Origin of the sequence: Rhizobium sp. CG5 (assembly GCF_023701945.1) — a bacterium.
Lineage (GTDB): Bacteria > Pseudomonadota > Alphaproteobacteria > Rhizobiales > Rhizobiaceae > Allorhizobium.
Window position 1 is genome coordinate 1 of record NZ_JABAEF010000013.1, and the last position, 18,613, is coordinate 18,613.

Consider the following 18,613-nt stretch of genomic DNA (forward strand, 5'->3'; position numbering starts at 1 on the left):
CCCCTGCCCTTGTGGGGAGGGTGGGGAGGGGACTGTTTCACGCGCGGCAGGCTGGTTTTGTGAAAAGGGCGTCGTTTTCAGCCAGACATTTCTTCCACAAGCCGCAACAGTTCCCGTGCCGCGCTCTCGTCGGTGATCAGCGTGTTACAGCCGATGCGGTTGATCGTCGCGCGGATGGCGAGCGCCCGGTGGGCGCCGCCGGAGCAGATGACGATGTGTTTGGCCTTTTTCAGCGTATCGAGATCGACCGACATGACGCGCTCGTTGATCGGGTGGTCGACGGAGCGGCCCTCGGCATCGAGGAAATTGAACATGGTGTCGCAGACGCAGCCGGCGACGATCAGCTCTTCCAGCGTCTGCCGGGAAATGAAGCCTTCCGACAGGGAGGTGGAATGGGGGCCGATGTCGCCGCAGGAGACGATGGCGAGATCGAGGTCCTCGGCCAGGTCATAGATGGTCTTCAGGCCGCATTGCTCGATCAGGGCGCGCTTGGTGGCGACCGAATCGACCAGCAGGGGCGCCAGGAACATGTAGCATTCGGCGCCGAGCTGGCTGGCAAGCCGCCAGGTGTAGTCGATCGGATTGGTCTGGTGCACGGCGACGATGCCGCCCAAAAGGGAGACCACCTTGCAGTTTTCGCGGCGGGGCGGGCGGAAGCCGGCGAGCGAGGCGGTCATGGTGCGGCCCCAGCCGACACCGATCGTCGCATTGTCGGTGACCACTTCGGTCAGGAACTGGCCAAGCGCCAGCCCGACCGCCTTGGCTATGGATGTGGCATCCTGGCCGACCGGTGCCGGCACGACGACGGCCTCATCGAGCCCCAGGGCCTTTTCCAGTCGGACGGCCAGTTCCACGCAATCATTGACGCTGTCGCTGATCCAGATCTGCACTTCGGCGCGCTTCAAGGCCTCGTCGAGCAGGCGGATGACGGTGCTGCGGCTGATACCGAGCCGCTCGGCCACATCCTTCTGGGTCAGGCCCTGGTTATAGTAGAGCCATGCGGCGCGCAGCCGCACGGAGGCGGCTTCCGAATAGGCGATGTGGGTTTCGCGCCTGAGCTTTGCCACGTCGTTGACGGCTCCTGTTGCAGGTGTCCGTACTATCGCTATTTGTGAGACTTATGTCAAACGAGATGCACAAATGTCTTGACTTGATGCTGGTTGGGCGGCGATAATCACGGTAATGGCGCAGTGCGCATTGAGCCCTTTGCTGCGGAACAATGTGCTGGCCTGACGGTTCACTATAGGCACCTGAAGGAATTTTAAGCATGACTTCCAAACTTGACCAGCTTCGCGCCATGACGACGGTTGTCGCCGATACCGGCGATATCGAAGCCGTCGCCCGTCTGAAACCGGTGGATTGCACCACAAACCCGTCGATCGTTCTGAAGGCGCTTGGCACCGAAGCCTTTGCCGAGGCTTTCGAGGAAGCGATTACCTGGGGCAAGGCCAAGGGCGGCAAGGACGATGCGGTGGTCGGCGCGATCGCCGATCGTCTGGCGATCTCGGTCGGCGCGGCTCTGGCCGGCCTCGTGCCGGGACGTGTGTCGACCGAAGTGGATGCGGATCTCTCCTTCGACACCAAGGCCTCGATCGACAAGGCGCATGGCATCATTGCCGGCTACAAGGAACGCGGCATCGAACGCGAGCGCATCTTGATCAAGCTGGCCTCCACCTGGGAAGGCATTCGCGCCGCGGAAGTGCTGCAGAGCGAGGGCATTGACTGCAACCTGACCCTGCTGTTCTCCAAGGCCCAGGCCATTGCCTGCGCCGATGCAAACGTCTTCCTGATCTCGCCCTTCGTCGGCCGTATCCTCGATTGGTACAAGAAATCGACCGGCCAGGACTACACGCCGGAAACCGATCCGGGCGTCGTTTCCGTGCGGTCGATCTACAATTATTACAAGGTCAACGGTATCAACACGATCGTCATGGGCGCCTCATTCCGCAGCGCCGGCGAAATCATCGCGCTGGCCGGTTGTGACCGCCTGACGATCAGCCCGGCTCTGCTCGACGAACTGGATGCCGCGACCGGCGATCTGCCGCGCCTGCTGTCGCCGCAGTCGACCACGCCGGACCCGCTTGTTTCGCTGGATGAAAAGGCCTTCCGCTGGGCGATGAACGAAGATGCCATGGCGACGGAAAAGCTGGCCGAAGGCATTCGCGGCTTTGCCAAGGATCTCGGCACGCTGCGCGGCCAGATCGCGCAGAAACTGTCGGCCTGATTTTTTAGGGCAATTCGAAAATCGAGGGCGTTCCGGGCAACCGGGACGCCCTTTTGTCGTCCATCGCCCATCCTCACACCATCAGGGACGACAGGGTCGCGCCGTTGTCGAGAGTGACGATGGCTGTGACGGTCTTCAGTTGCAATTTTCCATGGGACGGTCGCCAGACTGCCGGCAGCGGTTCGGGCTGATGGCGTCATAGATCCCTTCGGCCACGTAGTCGTCCGTGCTCGGGGCCTTGGCATGGGGTACGCCGTCCTCGTGCAAGGTGCGGCCGACCACCCAGCCGGACATCCGCGGTCGGTCGGTGGTGGCAACCCGGCACCAGTAGCCGCGGCTGTCGTCGCGGCACTCAAGCTTTTCGACCGGGGCGCCATCGGCAAGCGTGCCGATGATCCGGAAGCTGGTGCCGGCGCCGGAGCGGATATTGACCGGGTCGCCCGGACGGGTCGCGTAGACGTGGAAGAGGTAGGGATCATCCTCAAGGGCGCCCGGCAGGGCGCGCGGCGATGCGGGCGCGGGAACGACCTGCTGTGCTCCGGCCGGAAGGACCAGGCCGAGCAGCAGACAGGTTGCCAGGGCGGAAAGAATGGGTGTCGCCTGCATCATATACCTTTTGTCGTTTCGGCTTCCGCATCAGCATCGTCCGGCATAGGCAGGCACGCCAACGGCGCCCCTCCCTATGGTTTACGGATTGGCGGGCATCATGCAGTGCAGAACTTTCGCAGGGCTGATCAGCCCGGCCGTGCGGCCAGGCAGATCACAGATAGTTCTTCAGTGAGCAATCATCACATGGCGCACGGCGGTGTAGTCCTCCAGCGCATAGACCGACATGTCCTTGCCATAGCCGGACTGTTTCAGGCCGCCATGGGGCATTTCGTTGCAGAGCATGAAATGGGTGTTGATCCAGGTGCAGCCGTAGCGCAGCTTGGCGGCGGTCTGCATGGCGCGGGAAATGTCCTTGGTCCAAACGGAGGAGGCGAGTCCATAATCGCTGTCATTGGCCCAGCGGACCGCATCGCTGCTGTCCGAAAAGCGGGTGACGGAGACAACAGGGCCGAACACTTCGCGGCGCACGATCTCGTCGTCCTGTAGCGCGCCGGCAATGACCGTCGGCTCGTAGAAGAAACCCTTGTCGCCGGACACCTTGCCGCCGGTGACGATTTCCATGTGCTTGTGCTCGGCGGCGCGGGTGACGAAGCTCTCGACCCGGTCGCGCTGGCGCCTGGAGATCAGCGGGCCGATTTCGTTTTGCGTGTCGTCGGCCAGGTTGAATTTCAGCGTCGAGACGGCGGAGGCAAGGTCGGCGACGACATTGTCGTAGATCTTGTCGGCGACATACATGCGGCAGGCGGCCGTGCAGTCCTGGCCGGCATTGTAATAGCCGAAGGCGCGGATGCCGGCGACGACGGCATCGATATCGGCATCGTCGAAAACGATGACCGGCGCCTTGCCGCCCAGTTCCAGATGGGTGCGCTTGACCGTCTTGGCAGCCGCCGCCAGCACCTTCTTGCCGGTGGCGATATCGCCGGTGATCGACAGCATGTTGATTTTCGGATGATTGATCAGCGCATTGCCGGTGCTTTCGCCGCGGCCGAGCACGACATTGACCACGCCTTCCGGCAGGATGTCGGCCATCAGCCTGGCCATTTTTAGCGCCGTCAGCGGCGTCTGCTCGGAGGGCTTGAAGACCACCGTGTTGCCGCCGGCAATGGCCGGTGCCAGCTTCCAGGCCATCATCATCAGGGGATAGTTCCACGGTGCGATCGAGCCGACGATGCCAACCGGATCGCGGCGGATCATCGAGGTGTGGCCCGGCAGATATTCGCCGGCCGCAGGCGTCTGCAGCGTCCGGATGGCGCCGGCAAAGAAGCGGTAACAATCGACGATCGCCGGGATCTCATCATTTAGAACGGCATTGATCGGCTTGCCGCAATTGAGGCTCTCCAGCGTGGCAAATCCCACCGCGTCCTTCTCGATCGCATCGGCAATCTGCAGCAGATAGGTCGAGCGCTGGGCCGGCGTGGTGGTTGACCAGGTGTCGAAGGCCTTCTCCGCCGCATCGACGGCGGCATCGATCTGCGCCAGCGAGGCTTCCGGCAGATCGAGAATGGTCTCGCCGGTCTTCGGGTTGAGGATCTTTTCCTCCGTTTCGGTGCCGGCCTCGAATCTCGAGCCAATCAGCATTTGCGTGTCCATACCGTTCTCCCTTGTCTTTTAGATCTGTGCCTGACGACGCAGGTCGAGCCACGTCGCGGTTTTAGTTGTCGTCATTTGCCGCTGCCGGATATCTGGTCTGTGTCGCGGGTCAGGTAATAGGCCGCCAGGATCGGCAGGAAGGTGACGATCACCACCACCATGGCCACGACATTGGTGACCGGGCGCTGACGGGGACGGATCAGTTCCTCCAGCATCCAGATCGGCAACGTTGCCTGCTGGCCGCCGGTAAAGGTGGTGACGATGACCTCGTCGAAGGACAGCGCGAAGGCCAGCATGCCGCCGGCCAAAAGCGCCGTGGCGATATTCGGCAGGATCACGTAGCGGAAGGTCTGGAAACCGTCGGCGCCGAGATCCATCGAGGCTTCGATCAGCGAGCCGGAGGTGCGGCGGAAGCGGGCGACCGCATTGTTATAGACCACCACGACGCAAAAGGTGGCGTGGCCGAGGATGATCGTCCACATGGAATAGGGGATCTCGGCCAGCGAAAAGGCCGAGCGCAGCGCAATGCCGGTGATGATGCCGGGAAGTGCGATCGGCAGGATGACCAGCAGCGAGATCGCCTCGCGGCCGAAGAAGGCGGTGCGCGCCACGGCGGCGGCGGCAAGCGTGCCGAGCACCAGCGCGATCACGGTGGCAATCGAGGCGACCTTGACCGACAGCGCCAAGGCTTCCCAGACATCGGGACGGTTCCAGGCCACCGCGAACCATTGCGTGGTAAAGCCCGGCGGCGGCCATTGAAAACTCTTCTCCTCGGTGGTGAAGGCATAGACGAAGATCAGCAGGATCGGCAGATGCAGGAAGAGCAGACCGGCGCCCGCGGCGATCTTCAGCGGCCATCCGGCGTCATTGGAGCGGTCAGAGCGCATTGAAGGCCCCCATGCGTTTGGCGGCCCAGAGATAGACGCCCATGATGACGATCGGCACGACGGTGAAGGCGGCTGCCAGCGGCACATTGCCGGCGGTGCCCTGCTGGGCGTAGACGGCCTGGCCGATGAACAGGCGCGAGGAACCGACGATCTGCGGGATGATGTAATCGCCCAATGTCAGCGAGAAGGTGAAGATCGAGCCGGCGACGATGCCGGGCAGGGCCAGCGGCAGCAGCACATGGCGGAAGGTCTGGCCGGGGCGGGCACCCAGATCGCCGGAGGCTTCGATCAGGTTGCCAGGCACGCGCTCAAGGGCTGCCTGGGTCGGCAGGATCATGTAAGGCAGCCAGACATAGACGAAGACCAGAAAGGTGCCGATATAGCTGATCGACAGGGAATTGCCGCCGATCACCGGGATGGCCAGGATGGCATCGAGCAGCGAGGACAGGCCGAGCTTTGCAAAGATCCAGGTGAGGATGCCCTCCTTGGCAAGGATCAGTTTCCAGGCATAGACCTTGACCAGATAGCTCGACCAGAGCGGCAGCATGACGCCGAGATAGAAGAGCGCCTTCCATTTGCCGGTCGCATAGCGGGCCGCGTAATAGGCGACCGGGAAGGCGATGACCGCGGAGGCGACGGTGACGGCGGCCGCCATCAGCACTGTGCGCAGGATGATGTCGAAATTCGACGGGATGAGCAGTTGCCGATAGGTCGACAGGGTCAGCTCATAGCTGATCAATCCGGAAAAATCGTCGATCGAGAAGAAGCTCTGCAGCAGCAGGGCCAGCAGCGAGCCGATATAGATGACGCCAAGCCAGAGAAGCGGCGGACCGAGCATCAAAGCGAGCAGCAGGCCCGGCCGGCGCCAGAACAGGTCCGACAGGCGGGCCAGCGCGCCGTCTCTCACCGGCAGTATGGTGGTGGTTGCCTCGCTCATGCCGTGCCGTCCATATAGTGCAGGCCGTCAGCGTTCCAGGACAGGCGGGTATCCGACCCTTCCGCCGGCACCGGCTGGCCGGCCGGGACCATCACCGACAGGACGATATTGCCGACCGAGACATGCAGGCGGGTGGCGCTGCCAAGGAAGCTCGAAGAGCGGACCTGGGCCTGAATGCCGCCGGCGGCGCCAATGCGGATCGCTTCCGGCCGCAGGCTGGCCCATCGGGCCTCGCCGCCGAGTTTCGCCATGTCGGTCGGCGCAATGACGTTGGAGGAGCCGACGAAATCGGCGACGAAGCGGGTCTTCGGCCGCTGGTAGATCTCTTCCGGCGTGCCGGCCTGGACGATCTTGCCGTCGTTGAACACGGCGACCCTGTCGGCCATCGACAGCGCTTCGCCCTGGTCATGGGTGACGAAGATGAAGGTGATGCCGAGCGAGCGCTGCAGGCTTTTCAGCTCTTCCTGCATCTGTTCGCGCAGTTTCAGGTCGAGCGCACCGAGCGGCTCATCGAGCAGCAGCACTTTCGGCTTGTTGACCAGGGCGCGGGCGAGGGCCACGCGCTGGCGCTGGCCGCCGGACAATTGCCCCGGCTTGCGGGCGCCATAGCCCGGCAGCTTGACGAGATCGAGGGCCTGTTCGGCCATGGCATGGCGTTCGGTTTTCGCCACACCCTTGACCATCAGCCCGTAGGCGACATTGTCGAGAATGGAGAGATGCGGGAACAGCGCATAATCCTGGAACACGGTGTTGACCTGGCGGCGATAGGGCGGCACGCCCTCGGCGGTCTCGCCGAAGATTTCGATATGGCCCGAGGTCGGCTGTTCGAAGCCGGCGATCAGCCGGAGGCAGGTGGTCTTGCCGGAGCCGGAGGGCCCGAGCATGGCGAAGAACTCGCCGGGCGCAATCTTCAGATCGACGCCATCGACGGCTTTGACAGCGCCGAAATGGCGCGACACCTGCGAGAATTCAACGGCTGCGGTCATTGGTGACTCCGGGAAAGCGAGACGCAGGTTGCAAGGCCGGCGCGAGGTAACACCCTCCCCTTGAGGGGGAGGGTCGGACCGAAGGTCCGGGGTGGGGTGACATCTCTGTGCATCCCATAATGCAGAAGGGTCACCCCCACCCGCGCGTTCGCGCGACCTCCCCCCCTCAAGGGGGAGGTGGGAAGATCAACGGCCGCCGATGACGCCGATGTAGTCGGAGACCCAGCGGTGGTAGGGCACGCACTCGCCCTGGCTTTCGCATTTGCTGGTCGGGGTCTTCCAGAAGCGGATCTTCTCGAAGTCGTTGTAGCCGTTGGCGGCGCAGCCCTCGTCGGTCAGCAACTCATTGCCCTTGCAGGCGGCCGGGACCGAAGGCACCGTGCCGAACCAGGCGGAGACATCGCCCTGCACCTTGGGCGACAGCGTGTGCTCCATCCACATATAGGCGCAGTTGGGATGCTCGCTATCGGCATGCAGCATGGTCGTGTCGGCCCAGCCGGTGGCGCCTTCTTCCGGGAAGGTCGAGGCGATCTTGGCGTTCTCGGCCTTCATCATGTTGACCTGGAAGGGCCAGGAGCCGGAAGCGACGACGCCCTCGTTTTTGAAGTCGTCGATCTGGATCATGGCGTCGTGCCAGTAGCGGCCGACCAGGGTGCGCTGGACGCGCAGCACGTCGAGCGCTGCCTTGTACTGGTCCTCGTTGAGTTCGTAGGGGTCCTTGATGCCGAGTTCCGGCTTGTGGGCCATCAGGTAGAGGGCGGCGTCGGCGACATAGATCGGGCCGTCATAGGCCTGGATGCGGCCCTTGTTGGATTTGCCGTCGGGCAGGGTCATTTCCTCGAAAACGACCTTCCAGCTCTTCGGCGCTTCGTCCTTGAAGGCATCGGTATTGTACATCAGCACATTCGGGCCCCAGACATAGGGCGTGCCGTAATGCACATCCTTGACCGTGTGCCACGGAGCATTCTGCAGCCGTTCGTCGATGGTCTTCCACGAAGGGATCAGGGCGGTATTGATCGGCTGGACGCGCTTGCCGGCCACCAGGCGCAGCGAGGCGTCGCCCGAAGCGGTGACCAGGTCAAAGCCACCTTCGTTCATCAGGGCGACCATTTCGTCGGATGTCGCGGCTGTCTTCACCGAGACCTTGCAGCCGGTGTCGGCTTCGAACTTGGTGACCCAGTCGTAATTCTTGTCGGTTTCGCCGCGCTCGATATAGCCGGCCCAGGCAACGATGGATAGTTCGCCTTCGCCCTTGCCCAGTTCTTTCAACGGCTCCTGGGCAACGGCATTAAAGGCAAAGCTGACAATGGCTGTGATGGCAGTGCAGGACTTCAGGATAGTCTTCATGTCGATTTTCTCCCGGTTCGGAGCCGCTTCTCGCGGCATTTGTTCCCGATCGCCAGAGTGGCGCGATTTCGCCGCATTCGCAAATTCATTTATCAGAAAGGCGATATCGGAATTTCCGAACGCAGCGAGAGCCTGCGAACCGCTTGCCGGGATTGTCCGGCTCTCCTATCCTCGTCAGGCCTGCGAGCGGCGCTCCGTCGGAGCGGCTTTGCCGGCGTCCGAGGGAAAGCCAAACCGACGATGCAGATCGAATTGATCGAGACCTATCTGGATCTCATGGAGACCCGCAGCTTCAATCGCACGGCCGAACGCCTGAACCTGACGCAATCGACCATTTCCCATCGCATCCAGGCGCTTGAGACGGCGCTCACCCGCAGGCTGTTCACCCGCAACAAGGGCGGCACGGTCCCGACATCGGCGGGCCTGCGCTTTCTCGACCATGCCCGCGCGCTGCAGCGCCAGTGGCACGAGGCGGCCAGGGCTGTCGAAAGCGCCGGTGCCTATGAGCATGCCATGCGCATCGGTGTGCAGCAGGATGTGGCCGAGCGGCTGGCCGGTCCTTGGCTGGCAGCGATCCGGGCCGATCTTCCGGCGACCTCGATCTATATGGAGGTCGATTATTCCGGTCAGATGAACCGGGATCTCGCCAGCGGCGATCTGGACCTTGCCATTCTCTACACGCCGCATCATCTGCCGGATCTGCATTACGAGCGCATCGGCGAGATGACCTATGTGCTGGTCAGCACCCTGTCGGCGCTGGCCGTGGATCTGCGGGTCGAGACCTATATCTACGCGAACTATTCGCCGGCCTTCGACCGGGCGCAGCGGCTGGCCTTGCCGCAATTCGTCGGCGCGCCGCTGGCCTCAGGCCAGAATATCGCCATTGCCGGATTGCTGCGCAGTCTCGGCGGTGCCGCCTTCGTCAGCAAGGCGACGGCGGATGACCTGGTCGAGAGCGGTGCGGCCCAGATCGTTGCCGATGTCGCGCCGATCGCCCAGACGGTCTATGCGGCCACTGGCATCCGCACCCGGCATGCGCCGCAGCACCGGCGGATCATCTCGGCCATGGCCGATCTGCTCAACGGTTAGGCATCCAATGCCGCAAGCTCGCGGTTGCGTCGCAGCACGACATGTTCGCGCCAGGCGGTGAAAATACCGGCCGCGACGACAATCATCGCGCCGACCACCATGTTGAGGCGCAGGGTCTCGCCGAAGACGACGACGCCGATGCCCGACGCCAGCACCAGTTGCAGATAGCTGATCGGCTGCACGACGACGGCATTCAGGTTCTGGTAGGCCTTGATCAGCGAGTAATGGCCGACGATACCGGTGAAACACAGGAACAGCATCCATTTCCAGTCTTCCGGCGCGATCTCCACCCAGAAGAACGGGCCGGCAAGGGTCAGCGCCACGGCACCGACGACGCCAATGTAGAAGAAGCTGGTGGTCGGGCCATCGACGCGGCTGACCAGTCGCGTCGTCAGCCCATAGATCGCGCCGATGAAGGCGACGATCAACGGCAGCACGACCAGGACATTGAAATCGGCCCCGGTCGGTCCCAGGATCAGCAGCACGCCGCAGAAACCGACGCCGATCGCCGTCCAGCGCCGCCAGCCGACCTTCTCGCCGAGGATCGGCACGGACAGCAGCGCCACGATCAGTGGGCCGGATGCAAAGATCGCCTGGGATTGCGCCAGCCCAACGAGCGTGAAGGCATTGATGGCAATCGGGATCTGCGAGGCCAGCAACAGGCCGCGAAAGATCTGCAGAGCCGGCCGCTTCGACTTTATCGCAACGGTCAGGCCGCCGCGGGCGCGCATCGCCAGGAGAATGGCGAAGACGGCAAAGGCCCAGTAGCGGATCATCGCCACGACCACGGCCGGGTAGGCAGCCCCCAGATGTTTGGAGACGCCGTCCTGCGCAGAAAAGACCACGAACGCAAGCAGGGCGAAAGCGTAACCGATAGCCGTGGATTTCATGGGGAGACTTCAGACAATAAAGACGGCACACCACAGGCGTGCGCACCGCTGGCGGCAGGAATGCGAAACCAGATAGTATACGTCTCTTGATTTTTGCAAAGGCTTTTCCGCGCACGGCTGGGATGCGCGAAACAATCAAGCGATCACCCGTCGGCGGCGATAGCGGCTGTCATACGGTTTCCATTGCGGAGATCTGCCCCGCAGGCGCCGCTTGCCCTTGGCGTATCCGGCGTGTTCTAAAAGGCCATGGCCTTCACGCTTCGACAATTGCAGTATTTCGTCGCCGTGGCCGAGCAGGGCTCGGTGACGCGGGCAGCGCAGAACCTGTCGATTTCGCAATCCTCGGTCACCGAGGCGATCAAGGAGCTGGAGGGCGATCTGAGCGTCGAGCTGTTCGAGCGGCATCCGCGCGGCTTGACGATCACCCACAACGGCCATCAGTTCCTGCGCCACGCGACGAAAATTCTTGCCACCGTGTCGGATGCGCGCAATTCCTTTTCGATCACCAAGCCGGATGCCGGCGGCACGCTGAACATTGGCGTGACCTCGCTGGTCGCCGGTTATGTTCTCTCGGATCTTCTGGCCCGCTATCGCCGCGCCTGCCCCGGCGTCGAGGTCAGCGCCATCGAGGACAACGGGTCCTATCTCGAACACCTGCTGATCGGCGGCGAGCTGGATGTCGCCGTCATGGTGATTTCCAATTTGCGCGATCGCATGGCGCTGCAGGCGGAAATCCTGGAGACCTCGCCCTATCGCCTTTGGTTGCCGATGGGCCATCCGCTGGTCTCTGCCGATATCATTTCCGTGGCCGATATCGCCCGCGAGCCGCTGATCATGCTGACGGTCGACGAAATCGAGGAGAATACCGGCAAATTGCTGTCGGCACTCGGAGCCCGGCCGCATGTCGCCTTCCGCACCCGGTCCGTCGAGGCGGTGCGCAGCCTGGTGGCGACCGGGGCCGGCGTGGCACTGCTGCCCGATCTGGTCTATCGGCCCTGGTCGCTGGAAGGCGACCGGATCGAAAGCCGCGATGTGTCTGGCGCCCTGCCTGTCGTGCAGGTCGGCATGGTCTGGCGCAAGGGATCGAGCCTGCCGCAATCGGCCCGCGATTTCGTCGGCGTCGCCGAGGCACTGCGCTCCGGAAGACCACGCTGATTGGGCCGGGTTGTGAAGGATCTCAGGCTTTCGACAGGTTCGCAAGCTTCTCCACGCCGACCGGCGCTTCGCTGCAAAATCCCAGCGCATAGACCCGTTTTGCCAGCGTATCGCGAACCCGTTCGATCTGGACGCGCTCGCCCTTCAGCCGGGCCCGCAGCAGCGGATCGCGCGTTCCGGCGGCCGTCATGCTGCGGTTGATCACCCAGCCATAGGGCTCGATGCCGGCGCGGCGCAGGTCCTCCTGCAGGGCGCCGGCTTCGGAGACGGGCGTGGTCTCCGGCAGAGCCACAAGAATGACGCGGGTGTAGTCGGGATCCTGCAGCCGCATCAGGGGCGTAATCATCCGGCCGGGTGCATCGGCTTCCAGATGCTGGGTCATCTGCCGATGATAGGCGCCGGTGGCGTCGAGCAGCAGCAGGGTATGGCCGGTCGGCGCGGTATCGATCACCACGAAGGCGCTGCGCGCCTCGCCGACGACGCGGGAAAAGGCGTGGAAGACGGCCACTTCCTCGGTGCAGGGCGAGGCAAGGTCTTCCCGCAGCAGGGCCTTGCCATCATCGTCCAAGTCGCGGCCGCGGCTGGCCATGATCTTGTCGATATAGCGTTTGGTCTCTTCTGCCGGATCGATGCGGTCGACCGTCAGTCCGGGCATCGCGCCATCGACCACGAAGGCGACATGGGCGGCGGGATCGGTGGTGGTCAAGTGAACGGAATGGCCGCGGGCCGCAAGGCCGACGGCGATGGCGGCCGCAATTGTCGTCTTGCCGACGCCGCCCTTGCCCATGACCATCACGAGGCCCTTGGTGCCGGCGGCGATCTCGTCGACCAGGTGCGACAGCCGCGGCAGGTCGATCTCGGCCGGCGCGTCTTCTCCGGCAAGAGCGGGTATTGCCGCTGCCGGTTTCAGCAAAGCGCGCAGGGCGGGCAGGCCGACCATGTCGAAGGCGAGCAGGGGAACCTCGTCGCGCGGCAGCCGGGCAAGGCTTGCCGGCATGGCCGACAGCGCCTCGTCCTGTTCGCGCGCAAAGGCGGCAGCGATCGGGTCCGTGGTTTTGCTGGCATGAAACCGTCCGTTGACGGCCAGCAACTGGTTCGACAGCCCGAGCGCATTGAGTTCGCCGGATGTGCGGGCCGCCTCGCGGATGGCGCCCTTGTCGGCGCGGGTGACCAGGATGATGGTGGTGCGGGCGGCATCGCCCAGGCATTCCAGGGCTTCGCGGAACCGGTCCTCCTGCATTTTGAGGCCGGAATGGGGACCGAGGCAGGAGGCGCCGCGATCGTTGTTTTCCAGAAAGCCGGTCCAGGCTTTGGGCAGGCTCAACAGCCGCAAGGTGTGGCCGGTCGGTGCGGTGTCGAAGACGATATGGTCAAAGCCCTGCTCGTCGCCCGACAGAAGCCCGGCGAATTCGTCGAAGGCGGCGATCTCCGTGGTGCAGGCACCGGACAGCTGTTCCCGGACGGTCGATTTTTCCGTGTCGGTGACCGAAGGTCCCAATTGCGCGATGACGCGGCGGCGGTAGTCCTCGGCCGCCTGTTCGGGATCGATGTTCATGGCAAACAGGCCCGGTACGTCGGGCACCGCGACAGGGCTGTCGGACAGGGCGACGCCCAGCATCTCGTCTAGATTGGAGGCGGGGTCGGTGCTGACCAGCAGGATGCGCAGGCCGCGGTCGGCGAGTGCTATGGCACTGGCGCAGCTCAGCGAGGTCTTGCCGACGCCGCCCTTGCCGGTGAAGAACAGGTATTTCGTCGGAGCGTTCAAGGCGCGGAACGAAGCCATCGCACATTCTCTTCCAGCTTGCGAGTGTTGGCTGTACCCTATCACCGGGCCTGCGACCGCGACTTGATCTTTCGCAAGGGATACCAAGGCAAACTAATCGAAGTCTTCGATCAATAAAGCGGTTTTGCGTGGCTTGATGACTGTCAGTTTCGGCGTCACAACTTCTCCCAAAACAAGGGAGCAGTCATGTCAGGTTTGCCGTCGCATGCGCGCGTCGTGATCATCGGAGGCGGGGCTGTCGGGGCCTCCTGTCTCTACCATCTGGCCAAGGCCGGCTGGAGCGATTGCGTGCTTCTGGAGAAGAACGAGCTGACGGCGGGCTCGACCTGGCATGCGGCCGGCAATGTGCCAACCTTTTCGTCGTCGTGGTCGATCATGAACATGCAGCGCTATTCCGCCGCGCTCTACCGCGAGCTGGGCACGCTGGTCGATTATCCGATGAACTATCACGTCACCGGCTCGGTGCGGCTTGGCCATTCCAAGGAGCGGCTGCAGGAGTTCAAGCGCGTCGTCGGCATGGGCCGCTACCAGGGCATGGATCTCGACATCCTGTCGCCGGACGAGATCAGATCGAAATATCCCTTCGTCGAGACTCACGACCTGACCGGGGCGCTTTATGACCCTTACGACGGCGATATCGATCCGGCACAGCTGACCCAGGCGCTGGCCAAGGGCGCGCGCGATCTGGGCGCAAAAATCTTCCGCTTCTGTCCCGCCACCGGCGTGCGCCGGGACAATGACGAGTGGGTGATCTCGACGCCGCAGGGCGAGATCCGTTGCGAGAAGGTGGTCAACGCCGCCGGCTATTATGCGCGCGAAGTAGGCAAATGGTTCGGCCGGGACGTGCCGATGATGGTGATGAGCCATCAATATATGCTGTTTGAGGAAATCCCCGAGCTGGCGGCCTGGTCCAGGGAGGTCGGGCACAAGCTGCCGCTTTTGCGCGATGTCGACAGTTCCTATTACCTGCGCCAGGAAAAGACCGGCATGAATCTCGGTCCCTACGAGAAGAACTGCAAGGCGCACTGGATCACGCCGGACGATCCGATGCCGGAGGATTTTTCGTTCCAGCTGTTTCCCGACGATCTGGAGCGGCTGGAATGGTATCTGAACGATGCCGTCGAGCGGGTGCCGATCCTCGGCACCGCGGGTCTTTCCAAGATGATCAACGGCCCGATCCCCTATGCTCCGGACGGCAATCCGCTGATCGGCCCGATGCCGGGCGTGCCGAACGCATTCGAGGCCTGCGTCTTCACCTTCGGCATCTGCCAGGCCGGCGGGGCCGGCAAGGTGCTGGCCGAATGGGTGACGGAGGGTCAGACCGAGTGGGACATGTGGTCCTGCGATCCGCGCCGGTTTACCAGCTTTGCGACCCAGGATTATTGCGTGGCCAAGGGCATGGAAATCTATGGCCATGAATATGCGATGCATTTCCCCAAGCACGCCTGGCCGGCCGGCCGCAACCGCAAGCTCTCGCCGATCCACGACCGGATCGCAGCACTCGGCGCGCAGTTCAAGCCCTATAACGGCTGGGAGCGTGCCAGCTGGTATGCCAGGCCGGGCGACGATACGTCGGAGGCCTCCACCCAGACCTGGAACCGGGCAGGCCCCTGGGCGGCGCGGATCGAGGAGGAATGTCTGGCGGTGACCAGCGCTGCCGGCATTCTCGATCTGCCCGGCTTTTCGCGCTATCGGCTGAAGGGCGAGGGCGCGCGCGCCTGGCTGCTAACACTCACCACCGGCAAGGTGCCGAAGCCCGGCCGCATCGGACTTGCCTATTTTTCCGACGACCAGGGCCGCATCGTCACGGAAATGTCGGTCATGGCGCTGGAGGAGGATGTCTTCTTCCTGATCACGGCGGCCACGGCCCAGTGGCACGATTTCGAATGGCTGCAGAAACACCTGCCCGCAGATGCGGGTTTCACGCTCGATGACGTGACCGAGGATTTCACCTGCCAGATCCTGCCCGGCCCCAAGTCGCGCGATATACTCGCCGAGGTCTGCGACGCCGATCTCGCCAGGGGCTGGCTGACCCATCAGAGCTGCCAGATCGCCGGGCGCTGGTGCCAGCTGGTGCGCGTGTCGTTTGCCGGCGAGCTCGGCTGGGAAATCCATACGAAAATCGATGACACCGCCGTGATCTTCGACGCTGTCTGGGCGGCGGGGCAAAAGCACGGGCTGAAACCCTTCGGCATGGAGGCGCTGGATTCGCTGCGCATCGAGAAGGGCTATCGCGCCTGGAAGGGCGATCTGTCGACCGATTACAGCATCCTGCAGGGCGGGCTGGAACGCTTCATCGACTGGAGCAAGCCGGATTTTAAAGGCAAGGCGGCATTGGAGCGCGAGAAGCAGCAGGGGCTGTCGAAGCGGTTTGTGACGCTGGTGGTCGAGGCCGGCGATTGCGACGCGCCTTACATGTCGACGCTCTGGCACGGTGGTCAGGTGGTCGGCGAGACGACCTCGGGCAATTGGGGCTACCGGGTCGGCAAGTCCATTGCGCTTGGCATGTTGCGGGCCGATCTGGCCGTGCCGGGCACGGAGATCGAGGTGGAGATCTTCGGCGAGCGCTTCAAGGCCGTCGTCCAGGCCGACCAGCCGCTGTTTGATCCCCAGAATGAAAGACTGCGCGCATGACCAAGGCCATCCCCAAAAAGGCGAGAGCGGTGATCATCGGCGGCGGCGTGTCGGGCTGCTCGGTTGCCTATCACCTGGCCAAGCTCGGCTGGACCGATGTGGTGCTGCTGGAGCGCAAGCAGCTGACATCAGGCACGACCTGGCATGCGGCCGGGCTGATCGGCCAGCTGCGCGGCAGCCAGAACATGACGCGGCTCGCCAAATATTCGCGCGATCTCTATGTGCGGCTGGAGGAAGAGACCGGCATCGGCACCGGCATGAAGCAGAACGGATCGATCACCGTGGCGCTGACCGCTGAGCGCCGCGAAGAAATCTACCGCCAGGCCTCGCTGGCCCGCGCCTTCAATATCGACGTGCGCGAGATTTCGCCGGACGAGGTCAAGGCGATGTATCCGCATCTCAACGTCTCCGACGTGGTGGCCGCCGTGCATCTGCCGCTCGACGGCCAGTGCGATCCGGCCAATATCGCCATGGCGCTGGCCAAGGGGGCGCGCCAGAGCGGGGCTTCGATCATCGAGGGCGTCAAGGTGACCGCGGTTCTCCAAAAGGATGGCCGCGTCACCGGCGTTGCCTGCGAGCAGAATGGCGAGAGCACTGTCATCGAGACGGAGCATGTGGTCAACGCGGCCGGCATGTGGGGGCGGACGCTCGCCAATATGTCCGGGGTGACGCTGCCGCTGCATGCCTGCGAGCATTTCTACATCGTCACGGAGCCGGTGGCGGGCCTCAAACAGTTGCCGGTGCTGCGCGTGCCGGACGAGTGCGCCTATTACAAGGAGGATGCCGGCAAGATGCTGCTCGGCGCCTTCGAGCCTGTCGCCAAGCCCTGGGGCATGGAGGGCATAAGCGAGGACTTCTGCTTCGACCAGCTGCCGGAGGATTTCGATCATTTCCAGCCGATCCTCGAGCAGGCGATCAACCGCATGCCGATGCTGGAAACCGCCGGCATCCATACTTTCTTCAACGGTCCGGAGAGTTTTACGCCCGACGACCGCTACTATCTCGGCGAGGCGCCGGAGCTGAAGAACTATTGGGTGGCGGCCGGCTACAATTCCATCGGCATCGTCTCGTCCGGCGGCGCCGGCATGGCGCTGGCGCAGTGGATGAACGACGGCGAGCCGCCGTTCGATCTGTGGGAGGTCGATATCCGCCGGGCGCAGCCATTCCAGAAGAACCGCAGCTATCTGAAGGAGCGCGTTACCGAGACGCTCGGTCTGCTCTATGCCGATCACTTTCCCTATCGCCAGATGGCCACCGCCCGCGGTGTCCGCCGTTCGCCGATCCATGAGCATCTGAAACGCCGTGGCGCGGTGTTCGGCGAGGTGGCCGGCTGGGAGCGGGCCAACTGGTTTGCCAGAGACGGCCAGGAGCGCGAATACCGCTACAGCTGGAAGCGGCAGAACTGGTTTTTGAACCAGCGCGACGAACATCTGGCGGTGCGCGGCGGTGTCGGCCTGTTCGACATGACCTCGTTCGGCAAGATCCGTATCGAAGGCCGCGACGCGCTGCCCTTCCTGCAGAGACTTTGTGCCAACCAGATGGACGTGGCCGCCGGCCGCATCGTCTATACGCAGATGCTCAATGCGAAAGGCGGCATCGAGAGCGACCTGACCGTGACGCGGTTGTCGGAGACCGCCTTCCTCGCCGTCGTGCCCGGCGCTACCCTGCAGCGCGACCTTGCCTGGTTGCGGAGGCATATCGGCGATGCCTTCGTGGTGGTGACCGACCTGACCGCATCGGAATCGGTGCTGTGCGTCATGGGGCCGAAATCGCGCGATCTGCTGCAGAAGGTCAGCCCCAACGATTTTTCCAATGCCGCCCATCCGTTCGGCACGGCGCGGGAGATCGAGATCGGCATGGGGCTCGCCCGCGCCCATCGCGTTACCTATGTCGGCGAACTCGGTTGGGAGCTGTATGTCCCGACCGACCAGACGGCGCATGTGTTCGAGGCGCTGGAGGAGGCGGGCTCGCAAGTCGGCCTTAAACTCTGCGGCCTGCATACGCTGGACAGTTGCCGCATCGAAAAGGCGTTCCGCCATTTCGGCCACGATATTACCGATGAGGATCATGTGCTGGAGGCCGGGCTCGGCTTTGCGGTGAAGACGGCCAAGGGCGATTTCATCGGCCGTGATGCGGTGCTGGCCAAGCAGGAGGCAGGTCTCGACCGCCGGCTGGTGCAATTCCGCCTGACCGATCCCGAACCGCTTTTGTTCCACAACGAGGCGGTGGTGCGTGACGGGAAGATCGTCGGCACGGTCACCTCCGGCAATTACGGCCACCACCTCGGCGGCGCCATCGGCCTTGGCTATGTGCCCTGTGCCGGCGAGAGCGAGGCGGATGTGCTGAGCTCAACCTACGAGATCGAGATTGCCGGCGTGCGGGTAAAGGCGGAGGCGTCGTTGACGCCGATGTATGATCCGAGGGCGGAAAGGGTGAGGGCATGATGCAGGACACACCGGCGTTTGCCGGGGCTACCCCCCTC

Annotated in this window: 14 protein-coding genes; 5 read left to right on the forward strand and 9 right to left on the reverse strand. The window is 63.5% G+C overall.

Translation table 11 applies throughout. The features are described from left to right. Nucleotides 1-77: 77 nt before the first annotated feature. On the reverse strand, nucleotides 78-1,067 hold the full coding sequence (locus tag HGO38_RS19975; RefSeq protein WP_250957660.1) for a sugar-binding transcriptional regulator: 990 nt from the start codon (nucleotides 1,065-1,067) through the stop codon (nucleotides 78-80). 200 nt (nucleotides 1,068-1,267) lie between these two features. On the opposite strand from HGO38_RS19975, the gene tal reads away from it, so the two are divergent. Next, nucleotides 1,268-2,224, forward strand: a complete 957-nt coding sequence (tal, locus tag HGO38_RS19980; protein WP_250957661.1) for a transaldolase — start codon at nucleotides 1,268-1,270, stop codon at nucleotides 2,222-2,224. Between the two features lie 135 nt (nucleotides 2,225-2,359). Here the strand turns inward: tal and HGO38_RS19985 are convergent, their stop codons facing one another. The 6 genes from HGO38_RS19985 to HGO38_RS20010 form a co-directional block, all read right to left on the reverse strand. Further along, nucleotides 2,360-2,833, reverse strand: coding sequence for an SH3 domain-containing protein (locus tag HGO38_RS19985; protein WP_250957662.1), 474 nt, complete (start codon nucleotides 2,831-2,833; stop codon nucleotides 2,360-2,362). Between the two features lie 165 nt (nucleotides 2,834-2,998). Then, a complete protein-coding gene (locus HGO38_RS19990) occupies nucleotides 2,999-4,423 on the reverse strand; it encodes a gamma-aminobutyraldehyde dehydrogenase (protein WP_250957663.1) in 1,425 nt (474 codons plus the stop codon). 71 nt (nucleotides 4,424-4,494) lie between these two features. After that, on the reverse strand, nucleotides 4,495-5,310 hold the full coding sequence (locus HGO38_RS19995) for an ABC transporter permease (protein ID WP_250957664.1): 816 nt from the start codon (nucleotides 5,308-5,310) through the stop codon (nucleotides 4,495-4,497). Continuing rightward, the gene (locus HGO38_RS20000; RefSeq protein WP_250957665.1) at nucleotides 5,300-6,247 is read right to left on the reverse strand and encodes an ABC transporter permease; all 948 of its coding nucleotides are present in this window, start codon (nucleotides 6,245-6,247) and stop codon (nucleotides 5,300-5,302) included. The genes HGO38_RS19995 and HGO38_RS20000 overlap by 11 nt, the downstream gene beginning before the upstream one ends. Continuing rightward, nucleotides 6,244-7,233, reverse strand: a complete 990-nt coding sequence (locus HGO38_RS20005; protein ID WP_250957666.1) for an ABC transporter ATP-binding protein — start codon at nucleotides 7,231-7,233, stop codon at nucleotides 6,244-6,246. Before HGO38_RS20005 ends, HGO38_RS20000 begins: the two co-directional genes overlap by 4 nt. A 186-nt stretch (nucleotides 7,234-7,419) precedes the next feature. Continuing rightward, entirely contained in the window at nucleotides 7,420-8,580 is a 1,161-nt protein-coding gene (locus HGO38_RS20010) for an ABC transporter substrate-binding protein (RefSeq protein ID WP_250957667.1), read from the reverse strand. A 240-nt stretch (nucleotides 8,581-8,820) separates the two neighbouring features. Between HGO38_RS20010 and HGO38_RS20015 the strand changes: the two genes are divergently transcribed. Further along, nucleotides 8,821-9,669, forward strand: coding sequence for a LysR family transcriptional regulator (locus tag HGO38_RS20015; protein ID WP_250957668.1), 849 nt, complete (start codon nucleotides 8,821-8,823; stop codon nucleotides 9,667-9,669). Here the strand turns inward: HGO38_RS20015 and HGO38_RS20020 are convergent. Further along, nucleotides 9,666-10,559 carry a DMT family transporter gene (locus HGO38_RS20020; RefSeq protein WP_250957669.1) on the reverse strand — a complete coding sequence of 298 codons (894 nt, stop codon included), beginning with the start codon at nucleotides 10,557-10,559 and terminating at the stop codon, nucleotides 9,666-9,668. The genes HGO38_RS20015 and HGO38_RS20020 overlap by 4 nt on opposite strands. Nucleotides 10,560-10,805: 246 nt before the next feature. On the opposite strand from HGO38_RS20020, the gene HGO38_RS20025 reads away from it, so the two are divergent. Next, nucleotides 10,806-11,714, forward strand: a complete 909-nt coding sequence (locus tag HGO38_RS20025) for a LysR family transcriptional regulator (RefSeq protein ID WP_250957670.1) — start codon at nucleotides 10,806-10,808, stop codon at nucleotides 11,712-11,714. Nucleotides 11,715-11,736: 22 nt separating this feature from the next. On the opposite strand, the gene arsA is transcribed toward HGO38_RS20025, so the two are convergent. Continuing rightward, the gene (gene arsA, locus HGO38_RS20030) at nucleotides 11,737-13,497 is read right to left on the reverse strand and encodes an arsenical pump-driving ATPase (protein WP_250957671.1); all 1,761 of its coding nucleotides are present in this window, start codon (nucleotides 13,495-13,497) and stop codon (nucleotides 11,737-11,739) included. Between the two features lie 186 nt (nucleotides 13,498-13,683). On the opposite strand from arsA, the gene HGO38_RS20035 reads away from it, so the two are divergent. Then, the gene (locus HGO38_RS20035) at nucleotides 13,684-16,131 is read left to right on the forward strand and encodes a GcvT family protein (protein ID WP_250957672.1); all 2,448 of its coding nucleotides are present in this window, start codon (nucleotides 13,684-13,686) and stop codon (nucleotides 16,129-16,131) included. Beyond that, nucleotides 16,128-18,575 carry a GcvT family protein gene (locus HGO38_RS20040; RefSeq protein WP_250957673.1) on the forward strand — a complete coding sequence of 816 codons (2,448 nt, stop codon included), beginning with the start codon at nucleotides 16,128-16,130 and terminating at the stop codon, nucleotides 18,573-18,575. The genes HGO38_RS20035 and HGO38_RS20040 overlap by 4 nt, the downstream gene beginning before the upstream one ends. Nucleotides 18,576-18,613: the final 38 nt, after the last annotated feature.